Annotated in this window: 28 protein-coding genes and 1 pseudogene; 15 read left to right on the forward strand and 14 right to left on the reverse strand. The window is 62.6% G+C overall.

The window, feature by feature from the left end; genetic code table 11:
- Positions 1-87 precede the first annotated feature (87 nt).
- The 3 genes from dapA to ACKTSJ_RS03480 are packed head-to-tail and all read left to right on the forward strand — an operon-like array spanning position 88 to position 2,348.
- The gene (gene dapA, locus ACKTSJ_RS03470; protein WP_407897422.1) at positions 88-981 is read left to right on the forward strand and encodes a 4-hydroxy-tetrahydrodipicolinate synthase; all 894 of its coding nucleotides are present in this window, start codon (positions 88-90) and stop codon (positions 979-981) included.
- Positions 982-1,575, forward strand: coding sequence for a hypothetical protein (locus tag ACKTSJ_RS03475; protein ID WP_407897424.1), 594 nt, complete (start codon positions 982-984; stop codon positions 1,573-1,575).
- An 8-nt stretch (positions 1,576-1,583) separates the two neighbouring features.
- On the forward strand, positions 1,584-2,348 hold the full coding sequence (locus tag ACKTSJ_RS03480) for an MBL fold metallo-hydrolase (RefSeq protein ID WP_407897541.1): 765 nt from the start codon (positions 1,584-1,586) through the stop codon (positions 2,346-2,348).
- A 33-nt stretch (positions 2,349-2,381) separates the two neighbouring features.
- Here ACKTSJ_RS03480 and ACKTSJ_RS03485 read toward each other — a convergent pair whose 3' ends face one another.
- Positions 2,382-2,873 (reverse strand): hypothetical protein, encoded by a 492-nt coding sequence (locus tag ACKTSJ_RS03485; protein WP_407897426.1) that lies wholly within the window; start codon positions 2,871-2,873, stop codon positions 2,382-2,384.
- Positions 2,874-2,875: 2 nt separating this feature from the next.
- Entirely contained in the window at positions 2,876-4,006 is a 1,131-nt protein-coding gene (locus ACKTSJ_RS03490; protein ID WP_407897428.1) for a JmjC domain-containing protein, read from the reverse strand.
- 93 nt (positions 4,007-4,099) lie between these two features.
- Between ACKTSJ_RS03490 and ACKTSJ_RS03495 the strand changes: the two genes are divergently transcribed.
- The 3 genes from ACKTSJ_RS03495 to ACKTSJ_RS03505 are packed head-to-tail and all read left to right on the forward strand — an operon-like array spanning position 4,100 to position 5,522.
- Positions 4,100-4,585, forward strand: a complete 486-nt coding sequence (locus tag ACKTSJ_RS03495) for a peroxiredoxin (protein ID WP_407897430.1) — start codon at positions 4,100-4,102, stop codon at positions 4,583-4,585.
- On the forward strand, positions 4,582-5,067 hold the full coding sequence (locus ACKTSJ_RS03500; RefSeq protein WP_407897432.1) for a peptidylprolyl isomerase: 486 nt from the start codon (positions 4,582-4,584) through the stop codon (positions 5,065-5,067). Before ACKTSJ_RS03495 ends, ACKTSJ_RS03500 begins: the two co-directional genes overlap by 4 nt.
- Positions 5,068-5,123: 56 nt before the next feature.
- Complete coding sequence (locus ACKTSJ_RS03505) at positions 5,124-5,522, forward strand: rhodanese-like domain-containing protein (RefSeq protein WP_407897434.1); 399 nt, start codon at positions 5,124-5,126, stop codon at positions 5,520-5,522.
- Positions 5,523-5,605: 83 nt separating this feature from the next.
- On the opposite strand, the gene ACKTSJ_RS03510 is transcribed toward ACKTSJ_RS03505, so the two are convergent.
- From ACKTSJ_RS03510 to pepN, 4 genes are all read right to left on the reverse strand, one after another.
- Positions 5,606-6,697 (reverse strand): hypothetical protein, encoded by a 1,092-nt coding sequence (locus ACKTSJ_RS03510; RefSeq protein ID WP_407897436.1) that lies wholly within the window; start codon positions 6,695-6,697, stop codon positions 5,606-5,608.
- Complete coding sequence (locus ACKTSJ_RS03515; RefSeq protein ID WP_407897438.1) at positions 6,685-7,611, reverse strand: hypothetical protein; 927 nt, start codon at positions 7,609-7,611, stop codon at positions 6,685-6,687. Before ACKTSJ_RS03515 ends, ACKTSJ_RS03510 begins: the two co-directional genes overlap by 13 nt.
- Before the next feature lie 6 nt (positions 7,612-7,617).
- Positions 7,618-8,406 (reverse strand): dienelactone hydrolase family protein, encoded by a 789-nt coding sequence (locus ACKTSJ_RS03520; protein WP_407897440.1) that lies wholly within the window; start codon positions 8,404-8,406, stop codon positions 7,618-7,620.
- 144 nt (positions 8,407-8,550) lie between these two features.
- Positions 8,551-11,196: an aminopeptidase N gene (pepN, locus tag ACKTSJ_RS03525; RefSeq protein WP_407897442.1), complete on the reverse strand. Its 2,646-nt coding sequence runs from the start codon at positions 11,194-11,196 to the stop codon at positions 8,551-8,553.
- Positions 11,197-11,384: 188 nt separating this feature from the next.
- Here pepN and ACKTSJ_RS03530 point away from each other — a divergent pair, with 188 nt between their 5' ends.
- Positions 11,385-11,582, forward strand: a complete 198-nt coding sequence (locus ACKTSJ_RS03530) for a hypothetical protein (RefSeq protein ID WP_407897444.1) — start codon at positions 11,385-11,387, stop codon at positions 11,580-11,582.
- Positions 11,583-11,605: 23 nt separating this feature from the next.
- Here ACKTSJ_RS03530 and ACKTSJ_RS03535 read toward each other — a convergent pair whose 3' ends face one another.
- From ACKTSJ_RS03535 to ACKTSJ_RS03545, 3 genes are read right to left on the reverse strand one after another with little or no spacing between them, the layout of a single operon-like run.
- On the reverse strand, positions 11,606-12,895 hold the full coding sequence (locus ACKTSJ_RS03535; protein ID WP_407897446.1) for a hypothetical protein: 1,290 nt from the start codon (positions 12,893-12,895) through the stop codon (positions 11,606-11,608).
- The gene (locus ACKTSJ_RS03540) at positions 12,892-13,116 is read right to left on the reverse strand and encodes a DUF2249 domain-containing protein (RefSeq protein WP_407897448.1); all 225 of its coding nucleotides are present in this window, start codon (positions 13,114-13,116) and stop codon (positions 12,892-12,894) included. The genes ACKTSJ_RS03535 and ACKTSJ_RS03540 overlap by 4 nt, the downstream gene beginning before the upstream one ends.
- A gap of 10 nt (positions 13,117-13,126) precedes the next feature.
- On the reverse strand, positions 13,127-13,558 hold the full coding sequence (locus ACKTSJ_RS03545) for a hemerythrin domain-containing protein (RefSeq protein ID WP_407897450.1): 432 nt from the start codon (positions 13,556-13,558) through the stop codon (positions 13,127-13,129).
- 209 nt (positions 13,559-13,767) lie between these two features.
- Between ACKTSJ_RS03545 and ACKTSJ_RS03550 the strand changes: the two genes are divergently transcribed.
- The 5 genes and pseudogenes from ACKTSJ_RS03550 (at position 13,768) to ACKTSJ_RS03570 (ending at position 17,990) form a co-directional block, all read left to right on the forward strand.
- Entirely contained in the window at positions 13,768-14,010 is a 243-nt protein-coding gene (locus ACKTSJ_RS03550; RefSeq protein ID WP_407897452.1) for a DUF2249 domain-containing protein, read from the forward strand.
- A gap of 24 nt (positions 14,011-14,034) precedes the next feature.
- Positions 14,035-15,246, forward strand: coding sequence for an NnrS family protein (locus tag ACKTSJ_RS03555; protein WP_407897454.1), 1,212 nt, complete (start codon positions 14,035-14,037; stop codon positions 15,244-15,246).
- Positions 15,243-15,596 (forward strand): annotated as a pseudogene (locus ACKTSJ_RS03560) (hemerythrin domain-containing protein); the annotation flags it as partial. The gene ACKTSJ_RS03555 and the pseudogene ACKTSJ_RS03560, both read left to right, overlap by 4 nt.
- Positions 15,597-15,704: 108 nt before the next feature.
- Entirely contained in the window at positions 15,705-17,063 is a 1,359-nt protein-coding gene (locus ACKTSJ_RS03565; RefSeq protein WP_407897543.1) for a DEAD/DEAH box helicase, read from the forward strand.
- Positions 17,064-17,093: 30 nt separating this feature from the next.
- Entirely contained in the window at positions 17,094-17,990 is an 897-nt protein-coding gene (locus ACKTSJ_RS03570; RefSeq protein ID WP_407897456.1) for an AEC family transporter, read from the forward strand.
- 13 nt (positions 17,991-18,003) lie between these two features.
- On the opposite strand, the gene ACKTSJ_RS03575 is transcribed toward ACKTSJ_RS03570, so the two are convergent.
- Positions 18,004-18,375: a YajD family HNH nuclease gene (locus ACKTSJ_RS03575; protein ID WP_407897458.1), complete on the reverse strand. Its 372-nt coding sequence runs from the start codon at positions 18,373-18,375 to the stop codon at positions 18,004-18,006.
- A gap of 65 nt (positions 18,376-18,440) precedes the next feature.
- Here ACKTSJ_RS03575 and dbpA point away from each other — a divergent pair, with 65 nt between their 5' ends.
- Positions 18,441-19,859 carry an ATP-dependent RNA helicase DbpA gene (gene dbpA / locus ACKTSJ_RS03580; RefSeq protein ID WP_407897460.1) on the forward strand — a complete coding sequence of 473 codons (1,419 nt, stop codon included), beginning with the start codon at positions 18,441-18,443 and terminating at the stop codon, positions 19,857-19,859.
- A 93-nt stretch (positions 19,860-19,952) separates the two neighbouring features.
- Positions 19,953-21,272 carry an enoyl-acyl carrier protein reductase FabMG gene (locus ACKTSJ_RS03585; protein ID WP_407897462.1) on the forward strand — a complete coding sequence of 440 codons (1,320 nt, stop codon included), beginning with the start codon at positions 19,953-19,955 and terminating at the stop codon, positions 21,270-21,272.
- Positions 21,273-21,287: 15 nt separating this feature from the next.
- Here ACKTSJ_RS03585 and ACKTSJ_RS03590 read toward each other — a convergent pair whose 3' ends face one another.
- Genes ACKTSJ_RS03590 through ACKTSJ_RS03600 form a run of 3 tightly spaced genes read right to left on the reverse strand, consistent with a single transcriptional unit; the run spans position 21,288 to position 22,754 of the window.
- Entirely contained in the window at positions 21,288-21,809 is a 522-nt protein-coding gene (locus ACKTSJ_RS03590) for a M48 family metallopeptidase (RefSeq protein WP_407897464.1), read from the reverse strand.
- An 18-nt stretch (positions 21,810-21,827) separates the two neighbouring features.
- Positions 21,828-22,040, reverse strand: coding sequence for a DUF3820 family protein (locus ACKTSJ_RS03595; RefSeq protein ID WP_407897465.1), 213 nt, complete (start codon positions 22,038-22,040; stop codon positions 21,828-21,830).
- 15 nt (positions 22,041-22,055) lie between these two features.
- Positions 22,056-22,754, reverse strand: coding sequence for an rRNA pseudouridine synthase (locus ACKTSJ_RS03600; RefSeq protein ID WP_407897467.1), 699 nt, complete (start codon positions 22,752-22,754; stop codon positions 22,056-22,058).
- Between the two features lie 75 nt (positions 22,755-22,829).
- Here ACKTSJ_RS03600 and ACKTSJ_RS03605 point away from each other — a divergent pair, with 75 nt between their 5' ends.
- Positions 22,830-23,066 (forward strand): VF530 family DNA-binding protein, encoded by a 237-nt coding sequence (locus ACKTSJ_RS03605; protein WP_407897469.1) that lies wholly within the window; start codon positions 22,830-22,832, stop codon positions 23,064-23,066.
- Between the two features lie 142 nt (positions 23,067-23,208).
- Here ACKTSJ_RS03605 and ACKTSJ_RS03610 read toward each other — a convergent pair whose 3' ends face one another.
- Positions 23,209-26,103 (reverse strand): adenosylcobalamin-dependent ribonucleoside-diphosphate reductase, encoded by a 2,895-nt coding sequence (locus tag ACKTSJ_RS03610; protein ID WP_407897545.1) that lies wholly within the window; start codon positions 26,101-26,103, stop codon positions 23,209-23,211.
- Positions 26,104-26,186 lie beyond the last annotated feature (83 nt).

The following is a 26,186-nucleotide window of genomic DNA, read 5'->3' on the forward strand; positions in this document are numbered from 1 at the left end:
CCGCATTATTCCACAGGCACCTCGCTTCTGTCGCGTGACAGCGGTCGATTGGGTTAGAATGCGGCCTTTCTTTTTGTGGCAGAGATCATGATCACGGGAAGTATCGTAGCAATCGTCACCCCGATGCATGAGGACGGCAGTCTCGACCTGGCGGCGTTCCGCGCCTTGATCGATTTCCATATCGACGCGGGCACCGACGCCATCGTGGTGGTCGGCACCACCGGCGAATCCCCCACGGTCAATGTGGAAGAGCATGAGCTGCTCATCGCGGAAGCGGTGAAGCACGCCGGCCAGCGCGTGCCCATCATCGCCGGCACCGGGGCGAACTCGACCCGGGAAGCGATCGAGCTGGCGACCTTCTCCAAAAAGGCCGGCGCCGATGCTTCGCTCACGGTCGTGCCGTATTACAACAAACCGACGCAGGAAGGGTTGTACCGGCATTTCAAAGCCATCGCCGAGGCGGTGGACATGCCGCACATCCTGTACAACGTGCCGGGGCGTACCGGCTGCGATCTGCACAACGACACGGTGCTGCGCTTGGCGGAGATTCCCAACATCGTCGGCATCAAGGATGCGACCGGCGGCATCGAGCGCGGCAGCGATCTGCTGCAGCGCGCTGCTTTGTTGAAGGACTCCATCGGGGATTTTGCCATCTACAGCGGCGACGATGCCAGCACGCTGGCGCTGATGCTGCTGGGGGCGCACGGCACCATCTCGGTCACCGCCAACGTCGCGCCGAAGCTGATGCACGAGATGTGTGCGGCGGCGTTGCGCGGCGAGGTCGCCCGCGCGCGCGCGATCAATTTCCAGTTGCTCGGTCTGCATCGCAAACTGTTCGTCGAAGCCAACCCCATTCCGGTGAAATGGGCGGTGGCGCGGATGGGCAAAATAAAGAACGTGCTGCGTTTACCCCTGACCCCGCTTTCGTCCGCGGTGCAACCGCAGGTGGAAGCGGCGATGCGTCAGGCAGGAGTCATTTGAATGGGAGTCGTCATGCAGGTCAGGAATATCGTATCCGGAATCACCGTTGTGTCGTTGCTGGCGGGGTGCAGCCTGTTCGGGATCGGTCAGTCGGATTACACGGCGGGGGCGGTTGCGGTACAGCCGCTCGAAGTGCCGCCTGATCTGGTTGCGCCGGCCACGGCCACTCCGCTTGAATCAGCCGCGCCGGACGGTACCCGGGTCGCCAGCTATTCTGATTTTGCGCACGCGCCGAAAGGGCCGGTTGCGCCCTGTGTTGCGCCCGCGCCGCTGGTGGTGCCGGCCCAGGCGCAGCCGATGCCGGCGAAACTGATGAAAGTGGGCGCAACCCACTTTATTTTGTTGTCCGAGCCCTTCGAGCGGGCATGGCGCACGGTGGATGTGGCGCTGACTCAAGCGGCCATCAAACCGATGGACCGGGATCGCAGCAAAGGCGTGTATTTCCTGAAGATCGGCGACAAGGCAAAATCCAAGTCCGAAGCGCAACTGCATGTCGTCGAAACCGCCGGTGTTTCTGTGGTGACCGTCGAGGGGGCGCCGCAGGACGCGGCCGCGCGCCTGCTGGAATCGCTTCAACAACGCATGGTGCCGTGACGGCAGCGATGCGCTTTGCCTTGCTTGGCAGCGGCAGCGAGGGTAACGCGCTGCTGGTGCAGGCCGGTCGCACCACCCTGATGCTCGATTGCGGCTTCTCGGTCAACGAGACCGAGTCCCGACTGGCCCGTCTCGGCCTGCAGGCCGAACAACTCAACGGCATCCTCGTCACCCACGAACACAGCGACCATATCGGCGGCGTGGCGCGGCTGGCACGCAAATTCAAACTGCCGGTATGGATGACGCACGGCAGCTTGCTGATGCAGCGTGCCGCGTTCGCGGATATCGCGGTCACCGAACTCAATCCCCATCATCGCATCGTCATCGGCGACATCGAGGTGCAGCCCTTTCTGGTGCCGCATGACGCGCGCGAGCCGGTGCAATATGGGTTCAGCGACGGCGCACGCCGTCTGGGTGTGCTGACCGACACCGGGCATGTCACACCGCACATCGAAGCCTCGCTGGCCGGGTGTCACGCGCTGGTACTCGAATGCAATCATGACGAAGCGATGTTGCGCAACGGTCGCTATCCGGCCAGTCTCAAACAGCGGGTGGGCGGGCGTTTCGGCCACCTGAACAACGAACAGGCGGCAGACTTTCTGGCGCGTCTGGACACGGGCTGTCTGCAGCACATCGTGGCGGCGCACTTGAGCGCGCATAACAACACGCCGGAACTGGCGGTGCGCGCCTTGAGCGCGACCTTGTCTTGTGCGGCGGAAGAGATTGCAGTCGCAACCCAGGAAACGGGACTGGATTGGCGCGTGATTGCCTGAAGGGAACGGATAAAAAATTTCCCCGCCCCCAAATTACAGGCCGAGACGGGTGGGGGCGGCGCCGGAATGGGAGGATTGCCACATTTCCTCGAAACGGGAATGCAGTTCGCGCGCACCTTGCGGATCGTTGAGCGCCAGCAGTCCGCGCGTGTCGTCGAAATGGTAACGGCGCACGTAGTGGGCGTTGTCGGCAACGGCAAACGGCTCGGTCACCTTCTGCAAGTGCGGGGGAGTCTGGAAGATGGCCATGCTGTGCCCGAATTCGCGCAACAGCAGCATCATGCGCGGACAGAATCGGACGAGGTGTTGGGTGTCGTGTGCCAGCAGGTGCAGGCGGTGGGTGCTGCCGCCGAGCAGGAAATGGCGCAGGGTGTCGTAACGCGCCTCGCTGTTGAAACCGATGTCGGAGAAATCCTTTTCGAAGATGAGCAGGCTGTGCTGTGCGGCAGCGCAAATCCGGTCGAGCGCCGCAACATAATCAGCCGCGCCGTCGAAAGGGGTGTGTTGCAGCGTGTCTTCACCCATCGTCATTTCCCCGCTTTCGGTGCTAGATAACCGGCCAGATACCACTCATGCAGCAGCGCGGCGGCTTCTTCCGGCAGCGATTGCGCAGGCGGCAGTTCGCGCGTATCGGCCAGCTGGCGCAGGATGCGGTAGCTGGACTTCTTCAGCGGACAGGCCTCGCCGTTGATGAACACCGTGTGTCCGTAGCACTGCATCAAGGTCTTCAGGTCCAGCGTCACGCCACGCTTCGCCACGGCGAGCGCGAAGCGGGGGCGCGACAGCGGCCTGGTGGGCGCATCGAAAAAGATGTGCGGCTTGGGTTCGCTCAGGTAACAACCGAGGAAGTTCGCCACGTCCTCGTCGTCCCAACGCACCTTGCGGATTTCCGCCGCCACCTGTTTCAGCATCTTCTTGCCAATCTCGGAGGGATGCTTCTGCAGTTTCAGGTCGGGGTCGGCATAGGTGCCGCCGATTTCGATGCGATCCTGCAGATAGACGAGGAACTGCTCCGCCAACTCCTGATACCAGGGCGTGCGGAAACCGATGGAGTAGGTCATGCAATCGTCTTCGGCGATGCCGTTGTGCGCGCATTGCGGCGGCAGATAGAGCATGTCGCCCGGCGCCAGCACCCATTCCTGCGCCACCTTGAAGTCCTTGAGGACCCGCAACGGCGTGCCCTCGATCAGGGTCTGATCTTGCTGGGTGGAAATCTGCCAGCGCCGATGGCCATAACCCTGCAACAGGAACACGTCGTAGATGTCGAAATGCGGGCCGACACCGCCCCCTTTGGGCGCGTAACTCACCATCAGGTCGTCCAGGCGCGCATGCGGAATGAAGCTGAAGCGCTTGAGCAATTCCGCCGCCTCGGGCAGGAAATGATTGACGCCCTGCACCAGCACCGACCACTTGCCTTGCTTCGACAATCCGCTGAAATCACCGGCCGTCAAAGGCGAGCATTGCAGGCCGAAGCGACCGCCCCGCTGCGTGACGATGCGCGCCTGCGCATCCTCGTTGCAGGCGAGTTTGATCAGTTGTTGCGGGTCGAGCAGACCGGCGAAACCGGGCACGGCCTGACGGATCAGCAGCGGCTTCTTTTGCCAGTAATCGCGCAGGAATTGTTGCGGGGTGATGCCGCCAAGCAGGAGATTTTTCATGCGCGGATTATATCCCCGGTGCGGGTAATGGAAAGCAAATTCAGCCGTGCGCGCGGTGCAAAATTGGATAGAATGCCACCTCCAGGAGGAGTTATGCCAATACAAGTTGTATCGCTTCAGGCCGGCATGGCCGCTCCGCATTTCGAGTTGCCCGATGCCGACATGCATCCCTTCAGACTGGCATCCCTGCAGGACAAACAGCACGTCGTGCTGTATTTTTATCCGCGCGACGACACGCCGGGATGCACGATGGAGGCGAACGAATTCAGCGATCTCGAAGAGGAGTTTGCCGCGCGCGACACCCGGGTGATCGGGATCAGCCGCGACGATTGCATCAGCCATGCTTCGTTCCGCGACAAGTACGGCCTGTCGGTGCTGCTGCTGTCCGATCCGGAAGGGCGGGTGTGCCGGAAATACGGGGTGCTGTACGAAAAGGAAATCGACGGGGAACAGAAACTGGCCATCCGTCGCTCGACCTTCGTCATCGATAAACAAGGGAAACTGCGCCACGTTTTATACGATGTCCACGCGCACGGACATCCGCAGGAAATACTTAAACTGATAAAGGAAATGCAATGAAGATCGAAAAGAACGCAGTGGTCTCACTGACCTATGAATTGACCGATGCCGATGGCGCGCTGATCGAAAAGGCCGGCGAGCCGATCAGCTATCTGCACGGGGGCTACGATGGCATCTTCCCGCTGGTGGAAGAGGCGCTGCAAGGCAAAGCGGTCGGCGACCGGTTCGCGGTCAGCATGCAGGCGGACGATGCCTTCGGCGAATACGAACATGACCTCGTGCGCGTCGAGCCGCGCAGCATGTTTCCGGCGGAAGTCGCGGTCGGCATGCAATTCGAGGGCGGCGCGGAAGGAGATGATGACGATGACTTCATGCTCTACACCGTGACCGACGTGAGCGACGATCAAGTCACGGTCGATGGCAATCATCCACTGGCGGGCAAGGCGCTTACCTTCTCCGGGGTCGTCACCGGCGTGCGCGCCGCATCGGCAGAAGAGTTGAGCCACGGGCATGTGCATGGCGACGGCGGCCATCACCACTAATTCGGCGCGCCAGTCTCACAACGATGGCGCGAGGCCATAAACATAAGGAGGCACCCATGAAGTTTCGTTATGCATTATTTGCACTCGGTGTTTTTTTGCTGAGCATTGCCGGTTGCAGGGCGGACAACGTTCCGCTGGTCGAAGTCAAGCAGGCGGCGGAGATGCAGGCGCAGGGCGCACTGCTGCTGGATGTGCGGCAGCCTGACGAATACGCGGAGTTTCGCGCACCGAACAGCCGATTGCTGCCGCTGGGGCAATTGTCGTCGCGCATGGGTGAAATTGCGTCATACAAAGACCGGCCGGTTGTGGTCATTTGTCACTCCGGCCGGCGTTCGGCACGGGCTGTGCAGCAGTTGCAGGAGGCCGGATTCACCCAGGTATTCAGCGTTGACGGCGGCATGGTGCGCTGGGCGGAAGCGGGGTTGCCGGTCGAGCGCGGTGCTCCGCAGCAATGAATCGCGAGCACGATACAACCCGCAGCACGTGCCTGGTTCCGGCATGCCTTTCCGGTTTGGCGAAACGGGCCATCACGCCCGGATCATGAATCGCCCGGCAGGTGATGGGCCAGCCAGTTTGCAACGTCATCGTTCCCGCGCGGAATGATCGGTTCCCGTCGCGGCGCTCGCCACACCGCGTGAAGTGCTCCGGCGAGGTCGCCGCGTTCCAGCATCGTGCGTGACACTTCGCGGCAGGTGCCGTGCTGTTGCAGCCACGCAATCAGCGCGGGCGATTCCGGCCAGTCGGCACGGTTCACATACACCACCGGCACCGCGCTGCATGCCGCTTCGACGAAGCTGCCGTAGCCCGGTTTGCACAGCAATGCATCGCAACTGGCCAGCAGATCGCTGAAAGGGAGCGGCAACGATTCAAGCACGATGGCGTCCGGATGCCGGACCTGCCAGCTTTCCTGCACCAGCCAGCTCACCCCGTCGATGCGCGGCCAGCCTTCGAGCGGCAAGCGGCTGGCGATGCCGCCCAGGCTCACCAGGACCAGCCGTTCTTCCCGCGACAAGCCCAGATGGCGATCCAGTTCGTCGCGCCGGTTTGCGCCGCTGTCGGCGACGGGGGCGACCGGCACGAGATTGGGCAACGTCGCCATGGCCATGCCCGGCGTGGCGCGCAGAAAGGCATCGGCCTGTGCATAGCTGGCGAACATCCGTGCCGCAATGTCATCATCGCCGCAGTAATGACGGTAGATGTCAAACCAGTTGAGCGAACACAGCGCCGCGTTGGCGATGCCCGCGTGCTGCGCCGCCGCCAGCGGCAGATAGCCCACGTTCGCAAACACCATGTCCGCACCGAGTTCGCGCAACAGGCGCGCCTCGTCCGCTACGCGCCTCTCCCATCCCGCATGGAACCGGGCAAATGCCGCGCGGCTCTCTGCGGCCAGCACATCGAGCGCTGATGACATCGCCATGCCAAGGTCGCCCTCGCTGCCCAGATGCGCGAACGGAACATGGATGCGGGAGCGCAGATGCGCCAGCGGCAGGCCCGAGCGCACCGTCAGGCGCATCCGGGGCAGGAGTTGATGCAGCCGGTTCAGGACGGGGGCGGTCTGCGCCAGGTGGCCGAAGCCGTGACCGGAAATCGAGACGACGAGGTGGGGCTGGGCGTGCTTCAGATCGCGCAACGCTCCACCTCGCGCAATTGACGCAGATACGCCTGCAGCAGCCGATCCAGCGCCGGCGGCGCAGTGACCATGTCGTGCGCCAGCGCGAACAGCGGATAGCTGCGCCAATCGAACAGGCAAAACTTCTCCACCATCTGCAGGGTGTGCACACCCTCCCCGGAAATGTCGTCCCACTCGCCGCGCGCCAGCCTGCGGCCGAGCTCATGGTGGTGCGAATCCGCGCTGGTTGCCGTGGTCAGCAGATCGCCCAGCCCGGCATAGCTGTAGGGCGTGTTGGCCTTGCCACCGAACGACTGCACGATGGCGCTCAACTCCGCGATGGCTGCAACCATCAGATGCCCGCGCATGTTGTCGCCGAGCCGCAGTTCGTCCGCTACGCCGAACAGGATGGCGTACACGTTCTTCAGGATCACCGACCAGCTCCTGCCGTGCAAGTCGGAGGCCTGCTGGCATACCAGCGTGCTGCCGCGAAACAGGCGATGCACCACCGCGAAATCCGCTGCCGCGGACAACACCGCATCGGCAAAACCGTGGCGTCCCGCGCGCAACTCTTCCGAGATCATCGGGCCGTACACCACGCCGTAATGATGCGTGTCCGCGAATAGCCGTTCGAACACCTGCGCCGCCGTGCGTCCCGACTCGTCCAGTCCCTTGGCAATGGTCAGACACAAGCTGTCGGCGGGCAGATGCGGCGCGATGCGACGGGCAATCTCGAAATGCGGGTTGACCGGCAGGCAGAACAGAATCACCTGCGCTGCGGCAACTGCCTCCTCCAGCGTCGCATGCTGGCCGCGCACCACCTCGCCCATGTTCCAGATGCGCACATCGTGCCGCGCTGCCAGCAGGTATTCCATGGCATGTCCCATCTCCCCGTAGCCGAGGATCAGGACGCGGAGTTTCGTCGCGCCAGCCATGCGCGCTTATTTCAGCACGTCGGCCAGAAAAGTTTGCAACTGCGCCCAGGAGTCGCGGTCTGCCTCGGCGTTGTAGGCCAGGGGCAGATTGAACTTCCTGCCGTATTCGTCCGCCTCCGGATTGGTGAAACTGTGCATGGTGCCGGGATACACCACGACCCGGTAGTTCACGCCCGCATTGCGCATCTCCTGCTCGAAGGCGGCGACCTGCGCGGCGGGGATCATCTTGTCGTCGGCACCGGTGAAGGAAAGCACCTTTGCCTTCACCTTGCCCGCCTGGGCCGGTACATCGGTGGCGAGGCCGCCGTGAAAACTCGCCACGCCTTTCAGATTCTCACCCGCGCGCGCCATGTTCAGCGCCACCGAACCGCCGAAGCAATAACCGATGGCCGCCAGTCTGTGCGCATCCACACGGCGTTGGCGGCGCAGCACGTTCATCGCCGCTTCGAAGCGCGCCTTGGCCATGGGTTTGTTCTGCGAGACTTCGGTGGCGAACTTGCCCGCATCGTCCGGGTGCTGCGCCTGCCGGCCGTCGCCATACATATCCACCGCGAGCGCAACATAGCCCAGCTCCGCCAGCATGTTGGCGCGCTTGCGCGCATAGGCGTTGTGCCCCCACCATTCATGCACCACCAGCACCGCCGGGCGTTTGCCTTTTATCGCGTCGTCGTAAGCGATCCAGCCTTTCAGCGTAGTGCCGCCGGCGCGATAGCTGACCTCCCTGCCCTGCACGGCGGCGAATGCGGCAGTAACGGAAAGACAGCACAGGACGAGGGAAAGAAGCAGTTTTTGCATGAGGGCCTCCGTGACGGTTTGGATCGATCCGGTTGCGATGATAATGCGAATCCGGGCAATGATCGCAAACAGATTGAGAGACCTCCGGGTTCCTCGTGCATTTTATGCGCGAGGCCCTGCGAACGGAACAGGCCGCATCGGCCGCTACCCCAGCGCCTTTTGCACCAGTTCCAGCACGTCTTTGGATAACCGTTTTTCCTGTGCGACCCGTTGCAGCGCGGCCTGCATTTGATCGCGCAACTGCGGCGGGTATTTCTTCCAGTGATCCAGGCTGCGCACCAGCCGCGCCGCCACTTGCGGGTTGATCTTGTTGAGGGCGATGACTTGCTCTGCCCAGAACGCGTAGCCGCTGCCGTCCTGCGCGTGGAACTGCGCGGGGTTGGCGTTGCAGAAGCTGAAGATCAGGCTGCGCGCGCGGTTCGGGTTGTTCAGGGTGAAGGCGGGGTGCCGCAGCAAGCGGCGCATGGCGCGCACATCGTTGCGCCGCGCAGTGGCTTGCAGGCTGAACCATTTGTCCACGGCCAGCGGCTCGTCGCCAAAGTCCGCGTAGAAGCGTTGCAGGGCGGGCGTGTGCGGATCGCGCTGCACCAGCACCGCGAGCGCGGCCTGACGGTCGGTCATGTTGTTTGCCGTTGCTTCTTGCGCGAGGGCTAATTGCACCGTGCTTTCGTCGTCCCATTCCAGCAGGTAGGACAGGCACAGGTTCTTCAGCGCGCGCTTGCCTGCGGATTGCGCATCGGGGCGGTATGTGCCCGGGGTTAAATTTTCCTCATAGGTGGCAATCCATTCCGCCCTGAGCGATTGCGCCAGCGTGCGCCGCATGAACTGTCGCGCATGATGGATGGCGTGCGGGTCGATGATCTTGCATTGTTCGGCCAGCACGCTTTCGGTGGGCAGGCTCAACACCTGTTCGCGCAAACCGGGCGCGAGCGTTTCATCCAGCAAGGTGCTGCGCAGCGCGTCGATGAACAGCGCATCCAGCACCAATGCCGCACCGGCCTGCACTTGCGCAACCAGTCCCAACAAGCGTTGCTGCGCCAGGCGTTGTCCCGCTTCCCAGCGGTTGAACGGGTCGCGGTCGTGCTTGAGCAAATGCAGGAGTTCATCGTCGCGGTAGGCGTAATCGAGTACCACGGGCGCGGAGAAGTTACGCAGCAGCGACGGGGTGGGGCGGTGCATCACCTGCGTGAAACGGAAAGTCTGTTGCGTCTGGGTCAGTTCCAGCACACAGGTGGTTTCAGTTTGTTTCTTTCCCGCCAGATATAACGGCATCTCGGCTCCCTGCGCATCCAGCAAACCCAGCGCGAATGGAATATGCAACGGCATATCAGCCTTGTTGCGCAAGTTTTGGGTGAGGGTCACGTCATAGCTGTTGGCGGCAGGGTCGTAAGTGGTCTTGACATGCACCTGCGGCGTGCCGGCCTGGCTGTACCAGCGCTCGAACTGGCGCAGGTCGTGCCCGTTGGCATCCGCCATCGCGGCACGAAAATCATCGCAGGTGACGGCCTGACCGTCATGGCGTGCAAAATACAAATCCATGCCTTTGCGGAAGCCGTCGCGCCCGAGCAGGGTCTGGTACATGCGCACCACTTCCGCGCCTTTTTCGTACACGGTCGCGGTGTAAAAGTTGTCGATCGCCACATAGCTGTCGGGGCGCACCGGATGCGCCATCGGCCCGGAGTCCTCGGCAAACTGCACCTGGCGCAGGCCGCGCACGTCGTCGATGCGTTTCATCGCCCGTCCCGTGTCCGTGCCCACCATATCCGCAGAGAACTCCTGATCGCGGAACACCGTCAGGCCTTCTTTCAGCGAGAGCTGGAACCAGTCGCGGCAGGTCACGCGATTGCCCGTCCAGTTGTGGAAATACTCGTGGCCGATCACCGATTCGATGTTGTCGTAATCGCTGTCGGTGGCGATGCGCGGATTGGCCAGCACATATTTTGTGTTGAAGATGTTCAGCCCCTTGTTCTCCATCGCGCCCATGTTGAAGTCGCCCACCGCCACGATCATGAAGCGTTCCAGATCCAGCTCCAGCCCGAAGCGCTGCTCGTCCCAGCGGATGCTCTTTTTCAGGGACTGCATCGCGTGGTCGGTCTTGTCCAGATTGCCCGGCTCCACCCACACTTGCAGCAATACCTTGCGTCCAGATTGCAGCTTGAATCGTTCTTCCTGGCACACCAGATTACCCGCCACCAAGGCGAACAGGTACGAGGGTTTGTTGAACGGGTCCTGCCACTTGGCGTAATGCCTGCCGTCGCCCAGATCGCCCTGTTCGATCAAATTGCCGTTGCTCAACAGCACTGGATATTTGGCCTTGTCTCCACGCAACATCACGGTGTAAGGCGCCATCACGTCTGGGCGGTCGGGGAAGTAGGTGATCTTGCGAAACCCTTGCGCTTCGCACTGACTGAAAAAATTCCCGTTCGACACATACACGCCCATCAACGAAGTGTTTCGCGCGGGATGGATGCGCGTCACGATTTCCAGCTCCACCGCATCAGGTGCATGCGGAATGTCCAGCGCGCCTTCGGATAAAACATAGTCGCGGCGCGCCCTGAGCGATTTGCCGTTCATGCGTAGCGACACCAGCTCCAGATCCGTGCCGAATAATTGCAGTGCGGCCGCAGGCACCAGCGGATTGCGCCGCATTACCAGATGCGCACTGACTAACGTGTTGTCAGCATCCAAATCAAAGCCGAGTTCGACTTGCTCGACGAGGTAAGTGGGCGGCGTGTAGTCCGTGCGATAGACGGCGTTGCTGTTTCGGCTGTTGTTGGGTGTCTTTGTCATGGGGTCAGGTGGCAAGCGATGCGAGGCGGGTATTGTATCCAGTGCCGGCGGGCGCATGGATAAAAGGCTGCCGCGCAGGTTCGACAGGTGTTCATCTGCCGGGGCACCGAAACGCTGGGAACTATAGCGCCCTTCAGAATTTAAGACGATAGATTAAGCGCCAGCCCGACACGAGAGGGAAACGGGCCATGAGCGAGACGAAACGAAAAGTATTGGGGGTGGCATTCAAGGCCAAGGTTGGCTTGGAAACGATCCTTGGGTTGAAGACCGTCAACCAGATGGCGCAAGAACAGGTGCACGGCGTAGATGACAGGAACCCGCAGTCTGCCCACTATTATTTGCAGCCGCGCCGCAACGTGAGTGGCAGCCTGCGTTATTCCTACTGAAGCATCAATGGTGCGCCGGCGCGTCAGGTCGCAGAAACGGGCTGCGCCAGGCGGCGCAGGTGCGAGCGATAAATCCTCCATGCGGTGAGTACGGCCGCGCCCAGCAACAGTCCCTGCGCCAGCAGTCCCAGTGCCAATGCGGTGCTGGCCGATGGCCAGAAGGGCACGCCCGCCGCGGCCAGCAGCGTGGCAAGCTGCACGCGGTAATGCCAGCGCATCCAGCGTGCCGGGATGATCTGCTTCATGTTGGGGATGCCTGCCTGCATGCCGCCGCGAAACAGGTGGAACCACACCAGGAACGGCATGATCTTGTACAGCATGCCGCAGATGACCGACCACGCAAAACCCAGCACGAACGCGAGCGCGGACAACAGACGCAGGCTGTCGTGGGTGAGCGGACAGCCGCGCGCCAGCAAGGACGCGGCGGCGGCGAACAGCAGGGCGAGCATGCCGCTGCGGAAAAAATCCAGCGTGGTGTCGGCGACCTGGCGGCGGCGCTGCCGTTGCAACTGCAACGTGACCACGGCGAAGCTGATGGCCAGCGACCAGAACAAAATCTCACCCGCCGTGGCGAGCGGTTCGTATCCCGCTCCCCTTGCCGCGATGCTGAGTAACAGGCTGGCGAACAGCAGCGGGGCCAGAAGGCGCGTCAGCCAGGCGGGATACGCGGGCGTGAGCTGGAACATCGGCACCACCTGATAGGACACGCCGACGATCAGCAGCAGCACCCAGCCGCCCAGCGCCAGCTTGATATGCAGCGCCGCCCAGGCGGCATAGGGCAGGGCCAGCCCGCTGGCATAGCCGTGCGCCAGCAACGCGCCCAGCACGACGGCAACCGCCAGGGAAAGAAACGCCAGCAGCAAGCCCAGCCAGGTGATGTTGCGCGCCGGCGCGCGCGCGAGGCTAATCAGGCAGGCGGTGATGAAAATGGCGAACGCGCTGCCGAGCAAACCCCATGCCGCGTGGAGCAGCGGCGGCAAGCCGAAGCGAAATCCCGCGACCAGTGCCAGCGCGCCGGCCAGCCACAGCAACCAGACGCTGCCCGCCACCCAGCGCGCACCGCTCAGCGGGCTGCCCACCAGCACCGGCAGAATCTGTTGCAGTGCGCCCAGCATCACCGCCGCCACGCAGCCGAGTGTGATGGCGTGGGTGGCGGCCAGCAATTCCGGGGTGTGTGGGGCGGCGAACGGCGCGTCGGCAGCAGTGAGCAGCAACAGCGCGGCCAGCAGCAGGAACAGCGGCGCGACGGCGAAGAAGGCAAACGGCAAGGCGATCGGTGGCGACTGCTCGGTGCTGAGCGCGGAGAGATTCATGCCGCGCGCCCGATCAGGATCTCGAATTCGCCAGCCGCTTGCGGCAAGGTCTGCCAGCGATAACCTTGCTCGCGCAACACCTCATTCAAGGGGAACGGCTCGCGGTGAATCAGCACGCGCAGGCTGCCATGCGGCGGCAGTTCGGCCAGTGCGGCCATGATCTGCATGAACGGTTCCGGCGGCGGCAGGCCGCGCACATCGAGTAGCTGCAAGGGGGACATTGGGCGCGGCTCAGGCGGTTTGCAACTGCGTGATGAGCTCTGTGCTGCGCGCGCCCAGGATATGGTCGGCGATCGGGTACAGCATCTGCTCTTCCTTGTGATTGTGTTGTTGCATCACGATCAGCAGGGTCTCCGCCACCCCGGCATAGGCATCGCTGTCGCGCGCCGCGACAGCGGCGGCCAGTTGTTCGATCAGGTCGTTCATCTGCGCGTGTTCCATTTTCATCACCTGCACCGGCCCGCCGGGACCGCCAGCTGCCAGTAGCGAGGGGAACAGCGTTTCTTCCTCTTGCCGGAAGTGGCGCGCCATCTCGGCGCGGAACGAGGCGAATTGGGTCGCGGCTGCAGTCCAGTCTGCTGCCAGCGCATGTTGCTCTGCGTCGGCAAAGGCCGCGTCGCAAGTCTGGTGGCCGGCGTGCATGAATTCGGTGAGGGAGGGCATGGCAATATCCTTTCAGAAGGTGCGGTTGTGAACGGACTGGCGGCAATATTCGCTTGGATTGTGCCGGCCGCGCTTGTAGAATTAAACATTCATAAATTTTGCATGTATTATGCAGGCACGCGTGCCTTTTGTGAATCCCTTTTGTGAATCCCTTTTGTGAATCCCTGTTCAACACTTTTGGAGAAAAACCCATGAATCACGATTGTTCCATGACCTTTAACCAAGACCTGCGCTACCCCTTCGACGCGCGCGGGGTGGCCAAACGTTTCCGCCACGCCGCCATTTTCGGCGCGCTGGACAGCCTGAACCCCGGCGAGATCATGCAGTTCGTGAATGACCACGACCCGCTGCCGCTGCTGGCGCAATTGCAGCAACGCTATGGCAACGGCATCGCGATCCAGTATGTGGCGCGCGAGCCGGGGCAGATCGTCATCGAATTCAAGCGCCAATAAGTGTTCACACGACAGGCAAATCTCATGCTGAAATCCTTTATCGCCGCTCCGCACCGTGTCATGTTCTTCGGAGGGGCCGTGCAAACCTTGCTGGCCATGCTGTGGTGGCTGTTCGAGTTGAGCACCCGCTATCTGTTTCCGCAGCAGACAGTGGCTTGGCCGCTTTTCCCGACGGCCATCCATATCTGGCTGCTGTTGTTCGGCACGCTGCCGTTCTTCTTTTTCGGTTTTCTGATGACCACCTTCCCGCGCTGGATGGCGGGCAACGAGATTCCGGCGGCGCGTTTTGTGCCGGCCTTCGCGCTGATGTTCGCGGGGGTGCTGCTGTTTTACGCCGGGCTGGTCTTCGGTCGCGCACTGTTGTTGCTGGCCGATGTCAGCCTGCTGGCCGGTTGGGCGGTCGGCTTGTATGCCCTGTTGCGCGTGCTGCTGGACACGCGCCGCGGCGACAAGCGTCACACTATCGTGCTGTTCATCGCGTTCTCGATCGGCTGGCTGGCGCTGTTGAGTTTCCTGCTGTGGCAACTGACCGGGGCGCATGCGCTGTTGCAACTCTCCCTGCGGGCCGCGCTGTGGGGTTTTGTGTTGCCGGTGTTCGCCACCGTGGCGCACCGCATGATCCCGTTCTTCACCAGTAGCGCGTTGCAGCAACAGGACGTGCCGCGCCCGTTCTGGCCGTGGTGGACCCTGTTGGCGGCCAGTCTCGTGCATGGCGTACTGGAATTCTTCAACCTGTCCGCCTGGCTGTGGCTGGCCGACCTGCCGCTGGCGGCAAGTGCGCTGACGCTGACGTATCTGTGGGGCTTCCGGCGCAGTTTCCGGAATCCGCTGCTGGCCGTGCTGCACGTCGGGTTCGCCTGGCTTTCCATCGCCATGCTGCTGTACTCGGTGCAGAGCCTGTGGCTGCTCACGCACGGCGGCACCGCCTTCATCCTCGGCCTGGCACCGCTGCACGCGCTGACCGTGGGCTGCTATGCCACGCTGGTGATCGGCATGGGCACGCGCGTCACGCTCGGTCACTCCGGCCTGCCGTTCGTGATCGACACGCCGGTCAAGCTGATGTTCGTCGGCATCCAGTTCACCGCGCTGCTGCGCCTCGCGGCCGATCTGCTGCCGTCGCATTCCGGCTGGCTCTATCTTGCCGCCACCCTGCTATGGCTGGCCTGCTTCGGCCCGTGGGTGTGGCGCTACCTGCCGGCCTACTGGCGGCCGCGCGCGGACGGGCAGCCGGGATGAAGCGCGATCCCCGCTTGCAGGACTTGTCGCGTGAACATCACCAGGCGCTGACCTTGGCCAAGGCCTGTGTACGCGCTGCCGCCGGGCATGATCCCGCAGCGATCGCTGTTGCCGGTGCGCGCGTCGTCCAGGAAATGGCTACCGAACTGGCGCCGCACTTTGCACGCGAAGAACACGACTGGCTGCCGCGCCTGCATTATCCCGCCGCGCAAATGCTGATCCAGCGTACCTTGGCCGACCATCGCCGTCTGCATGCCTTGTTGCCCGCGATCCAGGCAGGAGACGCGCAGACACTGGCCGATTTCGGCGAACTGCTGGCCCGGCATGTGCGTTTTGAAGAGCAGGAATTATTCCCGGCGCTGGAGCGCGCCGGGGTGAGTGCAGGGGGGCGAGAGCGCTGCGGCGGGCAGGGGTATAATGCCCGCAATTTTTCATCCACGACCCAAGAGACGCCCACATTGAATACCGTCAGTTTTGCCGATCTGCAGCTTGATCCCTCCATTCTCAAAGCCCTGACCGAAGCCGGTTACAGCACGCCCACGCCGATCCAGGCGCAGGCTATTCCGGCCGTGCTGGCGGATCAGGATCTGATGGCGGGCGCGCAGACCGGCACCGGCAAGACCGCCGCCTTCGCCTTGCCCATGCTGCAAAAACTGTTGCCGCATGCCAGTGCCAGCACCTCGCCCGCGCGCCATCCGGTGCGCGCACTGATCCTGGTGCCGACGCGCGAACTGGCGGTGCAGGTCGAAGAGAGTGTGAAGATGTATGCAAAGTACACCCACCTGCGCTCGCTGGTGGTGTACGGCGGGGTGGACATCAGGACGCAGACGCCGCACCTGAAGACCGGCGTGGAGATTCTGGTGGCGACGCCGGGACGATTGCTGGACCACATCGAACAGAAGACCGTGCTGCTGAACCAGGTGCAGATGCTGGTGCTGGACGAGGCCGATCGCATGCTGGACATGGGCTTCATGCCGGCGCTCAAGCGCATCCTTGCGCTGCTGCCGCGCCGCCGCCAGAGCCTGATGTTCTCCGCGACTTTCTCCGACGAGATCAAGAAGCTGTCCGAGGATTTTCTGATTTACCCGACGCTGATCGAAGTGGCGCGCAGCAATGCCCTGGCCGAAAACATCGCGCAGAAGGTTTATCGGGTGGAACAGGCCGACAAGCATGCGCTGCTGGCTAAATTGTTGAAGGGCGACGACGCCAAGCAGGTGATCGTGTTCACCAAGACCAAGCTGACCGCCAGCCGTCTGGCACGCCAGTTGCAGCGCGAAGGCATCACCGCCGATGCCATCCACGGCGACCGCAGCCAGCTTGAGCGCCAGCAGACGCTGGAAGCTTTCAAGCAGGGCAGCGTGAGTGTGCTGATTGCCACCGATGTGGCCGCGCGCGGACTCGACATCGACCATCTGCCGATGGTGATCAACTACGAGATTCCGCATGCGGCGGAAGACTATGTACACCGCATCGGCCGCACCGGCCGCGCCGGCGCCTCGGGCAAGGCGATCTCGCTGGTGTCGCCGGAAGAGGAAAAATATCTGGTCGAGATCGAAAAGCTGATCAAGATCACGATTGAAAAAGAAACTGCCGTGCTGCCGCAAGGGCCTGCCCGTTCGGTGCGCCCGCCTGCCGCAGCGCATGAATCGCATCACGCTTACCACAAGCCCGCACCGAACAAACCGGCGCACGATCCCTGGTTCGACCAGCCATACGTGCCCAAAGTGACCGAGCCTGCGCCTTCCACCCACAAGCCGGAACTGCCTGCAGCCAGGCCCAAGGCGGCGATCCCCGCCCTGTTCAGGCGCGCCAGCTAACGGTCTTTTCCGCGCGGCACTCATCCAGCCATGACCGTCGCGCAGACCATCGTTCCCATCTTCCTGCTGATCCTGCTTGGTGCTGCCATGCGCCGCTGGTTCGGCCTGCGCGACGATTTCTGGCCGCAGCTAGACCGCCTGATCTACTACGTGTTCTTCCCCGCGCTGCTGTTCCACACGCTGTCGCACTTCACCCTCGACCTTGGCGCGGCGGCGCCGATGATGGGGGTGGCGGCCCTGTACATGGGCGCGGGCATCCTGCTCGGGCTGCTGGCGAAACCTCTGTTCCATGCCCCGTCCAAGGTTTATGCCGCCACCTTCCAGGCCATGTTCCGCTTCAACAGTTTTGTCGGTCTTTCCATCGCGGGCAGTTTGCACGGACAGACCGGCCTGGCCGCCATCGGTTTGCTGATGGGTTTCATGGTGCCCATCGCCAATGTTGCCAGCGTGCTGATGCTGGCGCGCCACAGCGAGAGCCACTGGCTGCGCGAGATTTTGCTCAACCCCTTGATCCTCGCCACGGTGGGCGGCATCGCGTTCAGCCTGGGAGGCTTGCACTTGCCCGCCATGTTGAACACCACACTCGCGCTGTTATCGCAGGCCTCGTTGCCGATGGGCTTGATCGCGGTCGGCTCGGCACTGCGCCTGAAAGGTTTGCATCAGCAGCGCGGCACACTGTGGTACGGCGTGGGGGTGAAGCTGTTGTTGATTCCGGCCATCGCCTGGGGATTGGCGACCTTGTTCGGTTTGCAGGGGGTGTATTTCAATATCGCCGTGCTGATGGCGGCACTGCCGGTCTCGACCATGGCTTATGTGCTGGCGACGCGCATGGGCGGCGACGGCGACACCATCGCCGCGCAGGTAATGTTGAGCACCTTGCTGGCCGCGCTGACCTTGCCCCTGTGGTTGTTCCTGCTGGGATTCTGAACCGGCAGGCGGATCAGTCGTTCTTCTTGAGCAGCGCCTTAAGGTCGGCAAAGGGATTGTGCGTCGCCACCGCCGGCTTGCCGTCTTTCCTGTCGCGCACCACTTCGTCCATCACGCGCGAATGCTCGTTGTCGTGACAGTACAGGCATAGCAATTCCCAGTTGCTGCCATCCGGCGGATTATTGTCGTGATTATGGTCGCGGTGATGCACGGTCAACTCGCGCAGCCGTGCGCCCGCGAACTCCCGCCCGCAGCGTCCGCAGATGTGCGGATAGAGCTTGAGCGCGCGTTCGCGGTAACCGGCTTCGCGCAATTCGCGCTGCTGGCGCGCCTCGGCCACAACGCGGTCGAGGCGGGCAGGGTCGGGGAGGGTGTGCTTGGGCATGGCGGGGCTCCGCTAAATGTTGTGCCAACTATAGCAGGACGCGCCGCCGGCGAGGATAATCGCGCATGACCAAAACAAGCACGCCTTCCACCCCGACCGCCACCGGTCCCGCTTTCCACATGCTGAAGCTGCCGCCCGCCCTGCTGGACAACCTGCAGCAGCTCAGTTACCACGCCATGACGCCGATCCAGGCCGAGAGCCTGCCCATCACGCTGGCCGGGCAAGACCTGATCGCGCAGGCCAAGACCGGCAGCGGCAAGACAGCCGCCTTCGGTTTGCCGCTGCTGATTAAACTCAATCCCAAACATATGGGCGTGCAGGCCATGGTGCTGTGCCCGACGCGCGAACTGGCCGACCAGGTCACGCAGGAACTGCGCCGCCTGGCGCGCTACATGCACAACATCAAGATCCTCACCCTGGTCGGCGGTAGCACCCTGCGCCCGCAGCGCGAGAGCCTGGGCTTCGGTGCGCACATCGTGGTCGGCACACCGGGCCGTATCATGGACCACATCGAGCGCGGCTCGCTGGAACTGAACGCCATCAACACGCTGGTGCTGGACGAAGCCGACCGCATGCTGGACATGGGCTTCTACGACTCCATCGCTTTCGTGGCAAAGCGCTGTCCCGACCGTCGCCAGACCCTGATGTTCTCCGCCACCTATCCCGATGGCGTCACCCAACTGGCGCGCCAGTTCATGCACCAGCCGCAGGAAGTGAAACTGGCCGAGCAGCATGACGACAGCAAGATCAAACAGCATTACTACGAAGTGCGCCACGAGAGCCGCCTGCCCGCCGTCGCCACCTTGCTCAAGCATTATCGCCCGGTCAGCACGCTGGCTTTCTGCAACACCAAACAGCAATGCCGCGATCTGCTCGAAGTGCTGCAGGCCGAGGGCATCCATGCGCTCACGCTGAACGGCGACCTGGAACAGCGCGAGCGCGACCAGGTGCTGATCCAGTTCGCCAACCGCAGTTGTTCCGTGCTGGTCGCCACCGATGTCGCCGCGCGCGGGCTGGACATCGCGCAACTCGAAGCCGTCATCAACGTCGATGTCACGCCCGACCCCGAAGTGCACATCCACCGCATCGGCCGCACCGGCCGCGCCGACGCGGAAGGCAGCGCCTTCAACCTGGTCAGCCCCGCCGAGATGAACCGCATCGGCAATATCGCCAAACTGATGGGCATTGAACCGGAGTGGGAAGAATTGGACAAACTGCAGCGTGAACACAACGTGCCGCTGGTGCCGCCCATGGTCACGCTGCAGATCCTCGGCGGCCGCAAGGAAAAGATCCGTGCCGGCGACGTGCTGGGCGCGCTTACCGGCGAAGCCGGATTCACCCGCGAACAGGTCGGCAAGATCATCGTCACCGACCTGTCCACCTACGTCGCCGTCACCCGCGACATCGCGCGCGAGGCCGTGAAGCGCCTGTCGGCCGGAAAAGTGAAGGGAAAAACGGTGAAAGTGCGGGCGCTGGAGACATGAATGGTGATTTACCGCCTTGACCCGCCCATATTTTTGATAGAGTTTCAGGCCTGAACCCGGATTTGAACAATTTTTACGCAGGAGATTACACAGATGCATGCACCGACTTCTTTGAGAGCGCTTCCGCAAGGCAACATTTTTCGCCCAGGCGATGTCTTTGTCCTGTTTGGCGAGCTGTTTGGCCGGGGTTATGCCAACGGACTGGTCAACGAGGCGCGCACGGCCGGGATGACCATCATCGGCATCACCGTCGGCCGCCGCGACGAGAACAACGCGCTGCGCGCGCTGACTGCCGAGGAGCTCGCCACTGCGGAAGCCAATCTGGGCGGGCGCATCATCAACGTGCCGTTGATGGCGGGCTTTGACCTGGATGCGCCGGCGGGCACGCCGACCCCGACCGACAGGGTCGCCGAGATGACGCTGAAGACTTGGCAGGAGGACAAACTGGACTGGGCGCACATCGAGCAGTGCCGTGCCGTGGGGGTGAAGCGTTTCAGGGATTCGGTGGCAAAGGTGATGGCCGAACTGGACCGCATGATTCCGGACGGCAGCAATGTATTTTTCGCGCACACCATGGCCGGCGGTATCCCCAAGACCAAGGTGTTTCTCGCTATTGCCAACCGCATCTACAAAGGCCGCGGCGAGCGCTTCCAGCCTTCCAGTGCCTTGCTTAACAGCGACCTGGGCAAGCTGATTCTGATGAATTTTGACGAGGTGACGGCGAATACCTTCCAGTACCTGATCGAAGGCAGCGCCGCGATTCGCGAGCGCGTGGAAAAGAGCGGCGGCCAGGCGCGTTACACCGCCTACGGCTATCACGGCACCGAAATCCTGATTGGCGACGATTACCAGTGGCAGACCTATACCAACTACACCCAGGGCTACGCCAAGATGCGCCTGGAAAAACACGCCCAGGCGGCGTGGCAGCAGGGCATCAAGGCGACGGTGTACAACTGCCCGGAGATTCGCACCAACTCGTCCGACATTTTCGTCGGGGTCGAGCTGTCCCTGTTTCCGCTGCTGAAAGCATTGAAACGCGAAGGCGGCGGCGCCTGGGCCGAAGCGCAGTGGCAGGCCTGCATGGCCGTACTGCAGGAAGGCCAGTCATTGGAAGGACTGTTGCAGAAGATCGATGCCTACAACGACAGCGCGACCATGCGCCAGTTCCGCAATTTTGATGCGTGGCCGATGGATAACACGCCGGAACTGGCCGAGGTGATGATCGGCACGTCCGAAGACATCACTAAAATGCACAAGAGCCGCGATGCGCTGGTGACGGACATCTTGAGCGCGCTGGTGCTGGAAGGCACCGGTCCGCTGATGTTCAGGGAAACCTCCGCTCCGGCCGGGCCCGTGCTGTGGCTGAACCACGACATCATCGCGCGCCAGCTCAACCAGTTGCACCAGGGCTGACCGCGCCGTGCAGCATTACGGCCCCCACAGCGCCGCCCCGCCGGTCTCCCGGTAAGTCAGATAGGCGCGCAGGTCGAATTCAAGTTGCGCGTAGTCCGGCTCCATCTGCAGGCACAACTGATAGAACGCCTTGTCGTGCGCGCGCTCTTTCAGGTGTGCCAGTTCATGCACGACAATCATCCGCAGAAACTCCGGCGGCATTTCCCTGAATAAGGTCGCCACGCGGATTTCGCGTTTGGTCTTGAGTTTCAGGCCTTGCACGCGCGGGACACGGGTGTGCATCCCCAGCGCATTCCTGAGGACATGCAGCTTGCTGTCGAATATCACTTTGCTGATTTGCCCGGCATTGCGCAAATGCGCGTTCTTGATTTCCAGCACATAGTCATAAAGCGCCTTGTCGGTGCGCACCGCATGGGCCAGCGGGTATTTCTGTCGCAAAAGTCCGGACAATCTGTCCTGCGCGATTGCTTGCCGCACTTGTTGTACCCGTGCGGGGGGATAGCCGGCGAGATAGTCTCGGGTGGATTGCTTATGCATGGCGGTGAAACGCGGGCGTCAGCGCCCGCGCAGCGGCTCCAGCAAAGAGGACAGCCCGTTGTGATCGATTTCCTGCATCAACGCCAACCGCCTGCCGAGCTCGCCGGGCGGGAAGCCTGTGCGCGCGAACCAGTTGAGGTAATTCCAGGGCAGGTCGGCGATCAGGCGGCCCTTGTATTTTCCGTAAGGCATCGCGCGGGTGACCAGAAGTTTCAGGTGTTCCGGGTTCATCGTTGCGGATCGGCATTAAAATCGTTCAGATGGCATCAAGTAGCGCCATTGCCCGGCGGGCAGTTTGGACAGGGAGATGCGCCCGATGCGGAGCCGCTTAAGGCTCACGATCTGCAGTCCTACGGCCTGGAACATGTGGGCGATCTGCCCGGTTTGCACGCCCTTGAGCGCAAAGCGCAGACGGGTCTCGTTCTGCCAGCTGACCTTGGCCGGCGGCAGCGGTTTGCCGTTGTAGTCGAGTCCGTGGTTGAGCAGTTTGAGGCCATCGGTACTCAACGCGCCGGCCGTTTCCACCACGTACTCCTGTTCGATGCTGCCGGCATCGGCCGCCAGTTTGCGCGTGACGCGGCCGTCCTGGCTGAACACCGCGAGGCCGCTCGCGCCGCGCTCCAGCGGCAGGCATTGCGTCAGATGCAGGAAGTGATGTTTGAGAAGGCGGAGGCCGGAAGGGTCGTCCGCCGCGTGCGTCTTGGCGCACGGCAGTTGCGGCGTGGCAGCGGCCGCCTGATGAAGCAGCAGGGTCGCCGGAACGACGGGAACGGGCGCTGCCTTGGGATGCAGTTCGATCTTTTGCGCCGTTACCCTGAACTGCGGTTCTTCCACCACTTGACCGTCCACCTTCACCCAGCCGCCCGTGATGTACAACTCGGCTTCGCGGCGCGAGCAGGGGACGAGTGCGGCAATGCGTTTGGCGAGTCGGACGGATTCGGTCATGTGTGCGTGGCAAGTTCAAAACAAGGAAGCGCATTGTAAGCGCCCGATTGCAATGATCGGCGGTAAAATCCGCGCATGGAAGCCCACACAAAACCGGCGAACCGCCCCAGCCTGGACGGTATCACCCTTGAGATGATCGTCACCCGGCTGGCCGAAGAAATGGGGTGGGAAGCGATGGCGGATGCAGTGCCGATCCGCTGCTTCACGCACGATCCCAGCGTCAACTCCAGCCTCAAGTTCCTGCGCCGCACCCCGTGGGCGCGGCAGAAAGTGGAAACGCTGTATCTGCAGCAGATGCGCGCGCGGCGCTAGTGCAGTGCCGCACTCTTAACGATACTTATTGCGAACCTTTGTGGGTCGGACTTCAGTCCGACATGTCGGGTTAAAACCCGACCCACAAAGGCCTTCCCGCACCTTGGCATAAGTTCCAGATAGCGTGCAACACTACGCTAGCTCACCCGCACGCCCCGATCGCGCCGCAACTGGTGCAGAACTCGCAGCCATCCTTCTTGATCAGCGTGGCGTTGCCGCATTCCTTGCACACTTTGCCGGCGATCGTCTTGAGCGCGGTCGGTTTGAGTTGCCCTTCGGGGATTTCCAGTACGCCCATCTGTTGCACCGGATAGCCGCTCTCGTCGAGGATGCCGAGCATGGCGTAACGGTGAATGATGAGCTTGGCGACGTACGACACCGTGGAGGGATAGCTTTCCATCTTGACCCCGCCCGGCACGCGCGCCATGAAGTCGCCCAGCGGCTCGCCGAAGTTGAGCAGCTTGCGCAGTTTCATGCCGATCCACGCCGGGTCGATGACGCGCATGTCCAGACTCAGCACTTTGCACAGCCCGTCCAAGGCGCGCGGATACACGCCGGAAAGCCACATCGAGTACGGGCGGCGCTGGCCGTCCGGCAGCACCAGTTCTTTCAATCCCAGCACGAAATCGTCGCCGCTGCCCGCATTGGCGATGTCCACCGTCCAGCTCATGGTGCCATCGACCCCGGTCTTGGGTTCCTTTTTGGCGAATAGCGCGTCCATCATCGGCGTGGTCGCGCCGTCGCAGACTTCCAGCGCGCCCAACGCCTCGATGCGGTATTTGAGCAGGTAGGCGAAGGCGGCGACCAGACTCGGCATGCGCATCATCTCGCCGCTGGGGGGCATCGGCATGTCGAACGCGTCGTCGCCGGCGGTCTTCATCAGCATTTCCAGCTTCATGCGGATCCACACCGGGTCTTGCGTGCGCAGGTCCATCGACAGCGACTTCGCCAATGCACCCAGACCGCGCGGTTGTTCCGAGCCGTTCACCCAGACCTCGAACGGATGGTTGCAGCCCAGAGTTGAGGAATCGCGCAGCGCGGCGTTCGCGCCCTCTCCCACCGGGGGAGGGTTGGGGTGGGGGAAGCTCCGGGTGTGCGACACAAAGGCGACGAAACTGCCGAGCGGGTGTTTCACCACCGGCGAAGTCCAGCCTTCGCTGCCGGCCGGGAGCGCGGGGCGACCGGGCCAGCGCAGGGAGGCCAGCGCCGGCTTGGGCGCCGCTTCCAGCTCGATGCGTCTATCCTGGTCGAACACGAAATCCTGCGGCTGGTCTTCTTTCTTTTCCGGCGTGACCGACAGCACCGAGCCGAGCACGCTGTTCGGGCGGTAGGTCGCCAGACCCTTCAGACCGGCCTTCCACGCCTCGGTGTAGAGGTCCTTGAAATCCTCGTACGGATAATCGGCGGGGACGTTGACTGTCTTGCTGATCGAGGTGTCGATGTAGGGGGCAACGGCGGCGACCATCTTCATATGGTCGATGGCGGAGATGTCCAGCGCGGAGGCGAAGGTCGGCGGCAGATGATCGACATCCCCTCCCTGGTACTTGAACACGCGCCAGGCATGGTCTTCCACCGAGTAGTCCTTGCTCGTTCCGTCCGGCATGCGTTTTTTGCGCGTATAGAACCAGGAGAAGGCCGGCTCGATGCCGTTGGAAGCATTGTCGGCGAAGGCCAGCGAGATGGTGCCGGTGGGCGCGATCGACAACAGGTGGCTGTTGCGGATGCCGTGCCGGCGGATATGGTCTTTCAGTTCGTCCGGCAGACGCGAAGCAAAGCGCGGTGCGGCCAGATATTTGTCCGCATCCAGCAGCGGGAACGCGCCGCGCTCCTGTGCCAGTTCCACTGAAGCGGCATAGGCTTCGTCGCGCATGATGCGGGTGATGTCTGCGGCAAAATCGCGCGCCTCGTCGGTGTCATAGCGCAGCCCGAGCATCACCAGCGCATCGCCCAGCCCGGTGAAACCGAGGCCGACGCGGCGCTTGTTCTGTGCTTCCTGCTGCTGTTCCGGCAACGGCCACGCGGTGACATCCAGCACGTTGTCCAGCATGCGCACCGCCGTGTGCACCAGTTGCTTGAACGGTTCGTAGTCGAAGCCGGCGTGGTTCGAGAACGGATTCTTCACCATGCGGGTCAGGTCGATGGAACCCAGGCAACAGCAGCCGTAGGGGGGGAGCGGTTGCTCGGCGCAAGGATTGGTCGCCTCGATCAACTCACAATACGACAGGTTGTTGTCGCGGTTCATCCGGTCGATGAACAGCACGCCGGGTTCGGCGTGGTCGTAGGTGCTTTCGATGATCTGTTTCCACAGGTCGGCGGCGCGCACTTTGCGATACACCCATTTGCCATCTGCACGTTGCGTTGCCCCCGCTTCTTTCAGGGCGACAGACGGTTCCGCGGCATGCACCAGTTCGAATTCTTCGTCCTTCTCCACCGCCTGCATCAGCGTATCGGTCACGCCGACCGAGATGTTGAAGTTGCGCAAGTCGCCCTGATCCTTGGCGCGGATGAATTTTTCGATGTCGGGATGGTCGCAGCGCAGCACGCCCATCTGTGCGCCACGCCGTGCGCCCGCGGACTCCACGGTTTCGCAGGAGCGGTCGAACACGCGCATATAGGAAATGGGCCCGCTGGCGCGCGAGTTGGTGCCTTTGACATGTGCGCCGGCCGGACGGATGGAGGAAAAATCGTAACCGACGCCGCCGCCGCGGCGCATCGTCTCGGCAGCTTGCTGCAGCGCATCATAGATGCCAGGCTTGCCGTCTCTGATGCCGGAAATGGCGTCGCCCACCGGTTGCACGAAACAGTTGATCAGCGTCGCCTGAATCTTCAGGCCGGCGGCGGAGTTGATGCGCCCGGCGGGGACGAAGCCGTTCTCCTGTGCCAGGAAGAAGGCTTCTTCCCATTTCGCGCGGTGCTCGGGTTTTTCTGCCTGTGCCAGACCGCGCGCAACACGGCGGCGCACGTCCTGCACGGACTTTTCATCCGCCTCCGCGTATTTTTCCAGCAAGACTTCGGTGCTGATCTCCTGCGGCGCCATGCCGGCTTCCTTGCCGGGGGCGTTGCCCGACAGATTGCGGGTGATCTCGTTCAGGAATTCCTGTCCGGTCATGGGCTTCTTGT

The sequence above is a fragment of the Ferrigenium sp. UT5 genome (assembly GCF_045866295.1).
In the GTDB taxonomy this organism is placed as follows: Bacteria; Pseudomonadota; Gammaproteobacteria; order Burkholderiales; family Gallionellaceae; genus Sideroxyarcus.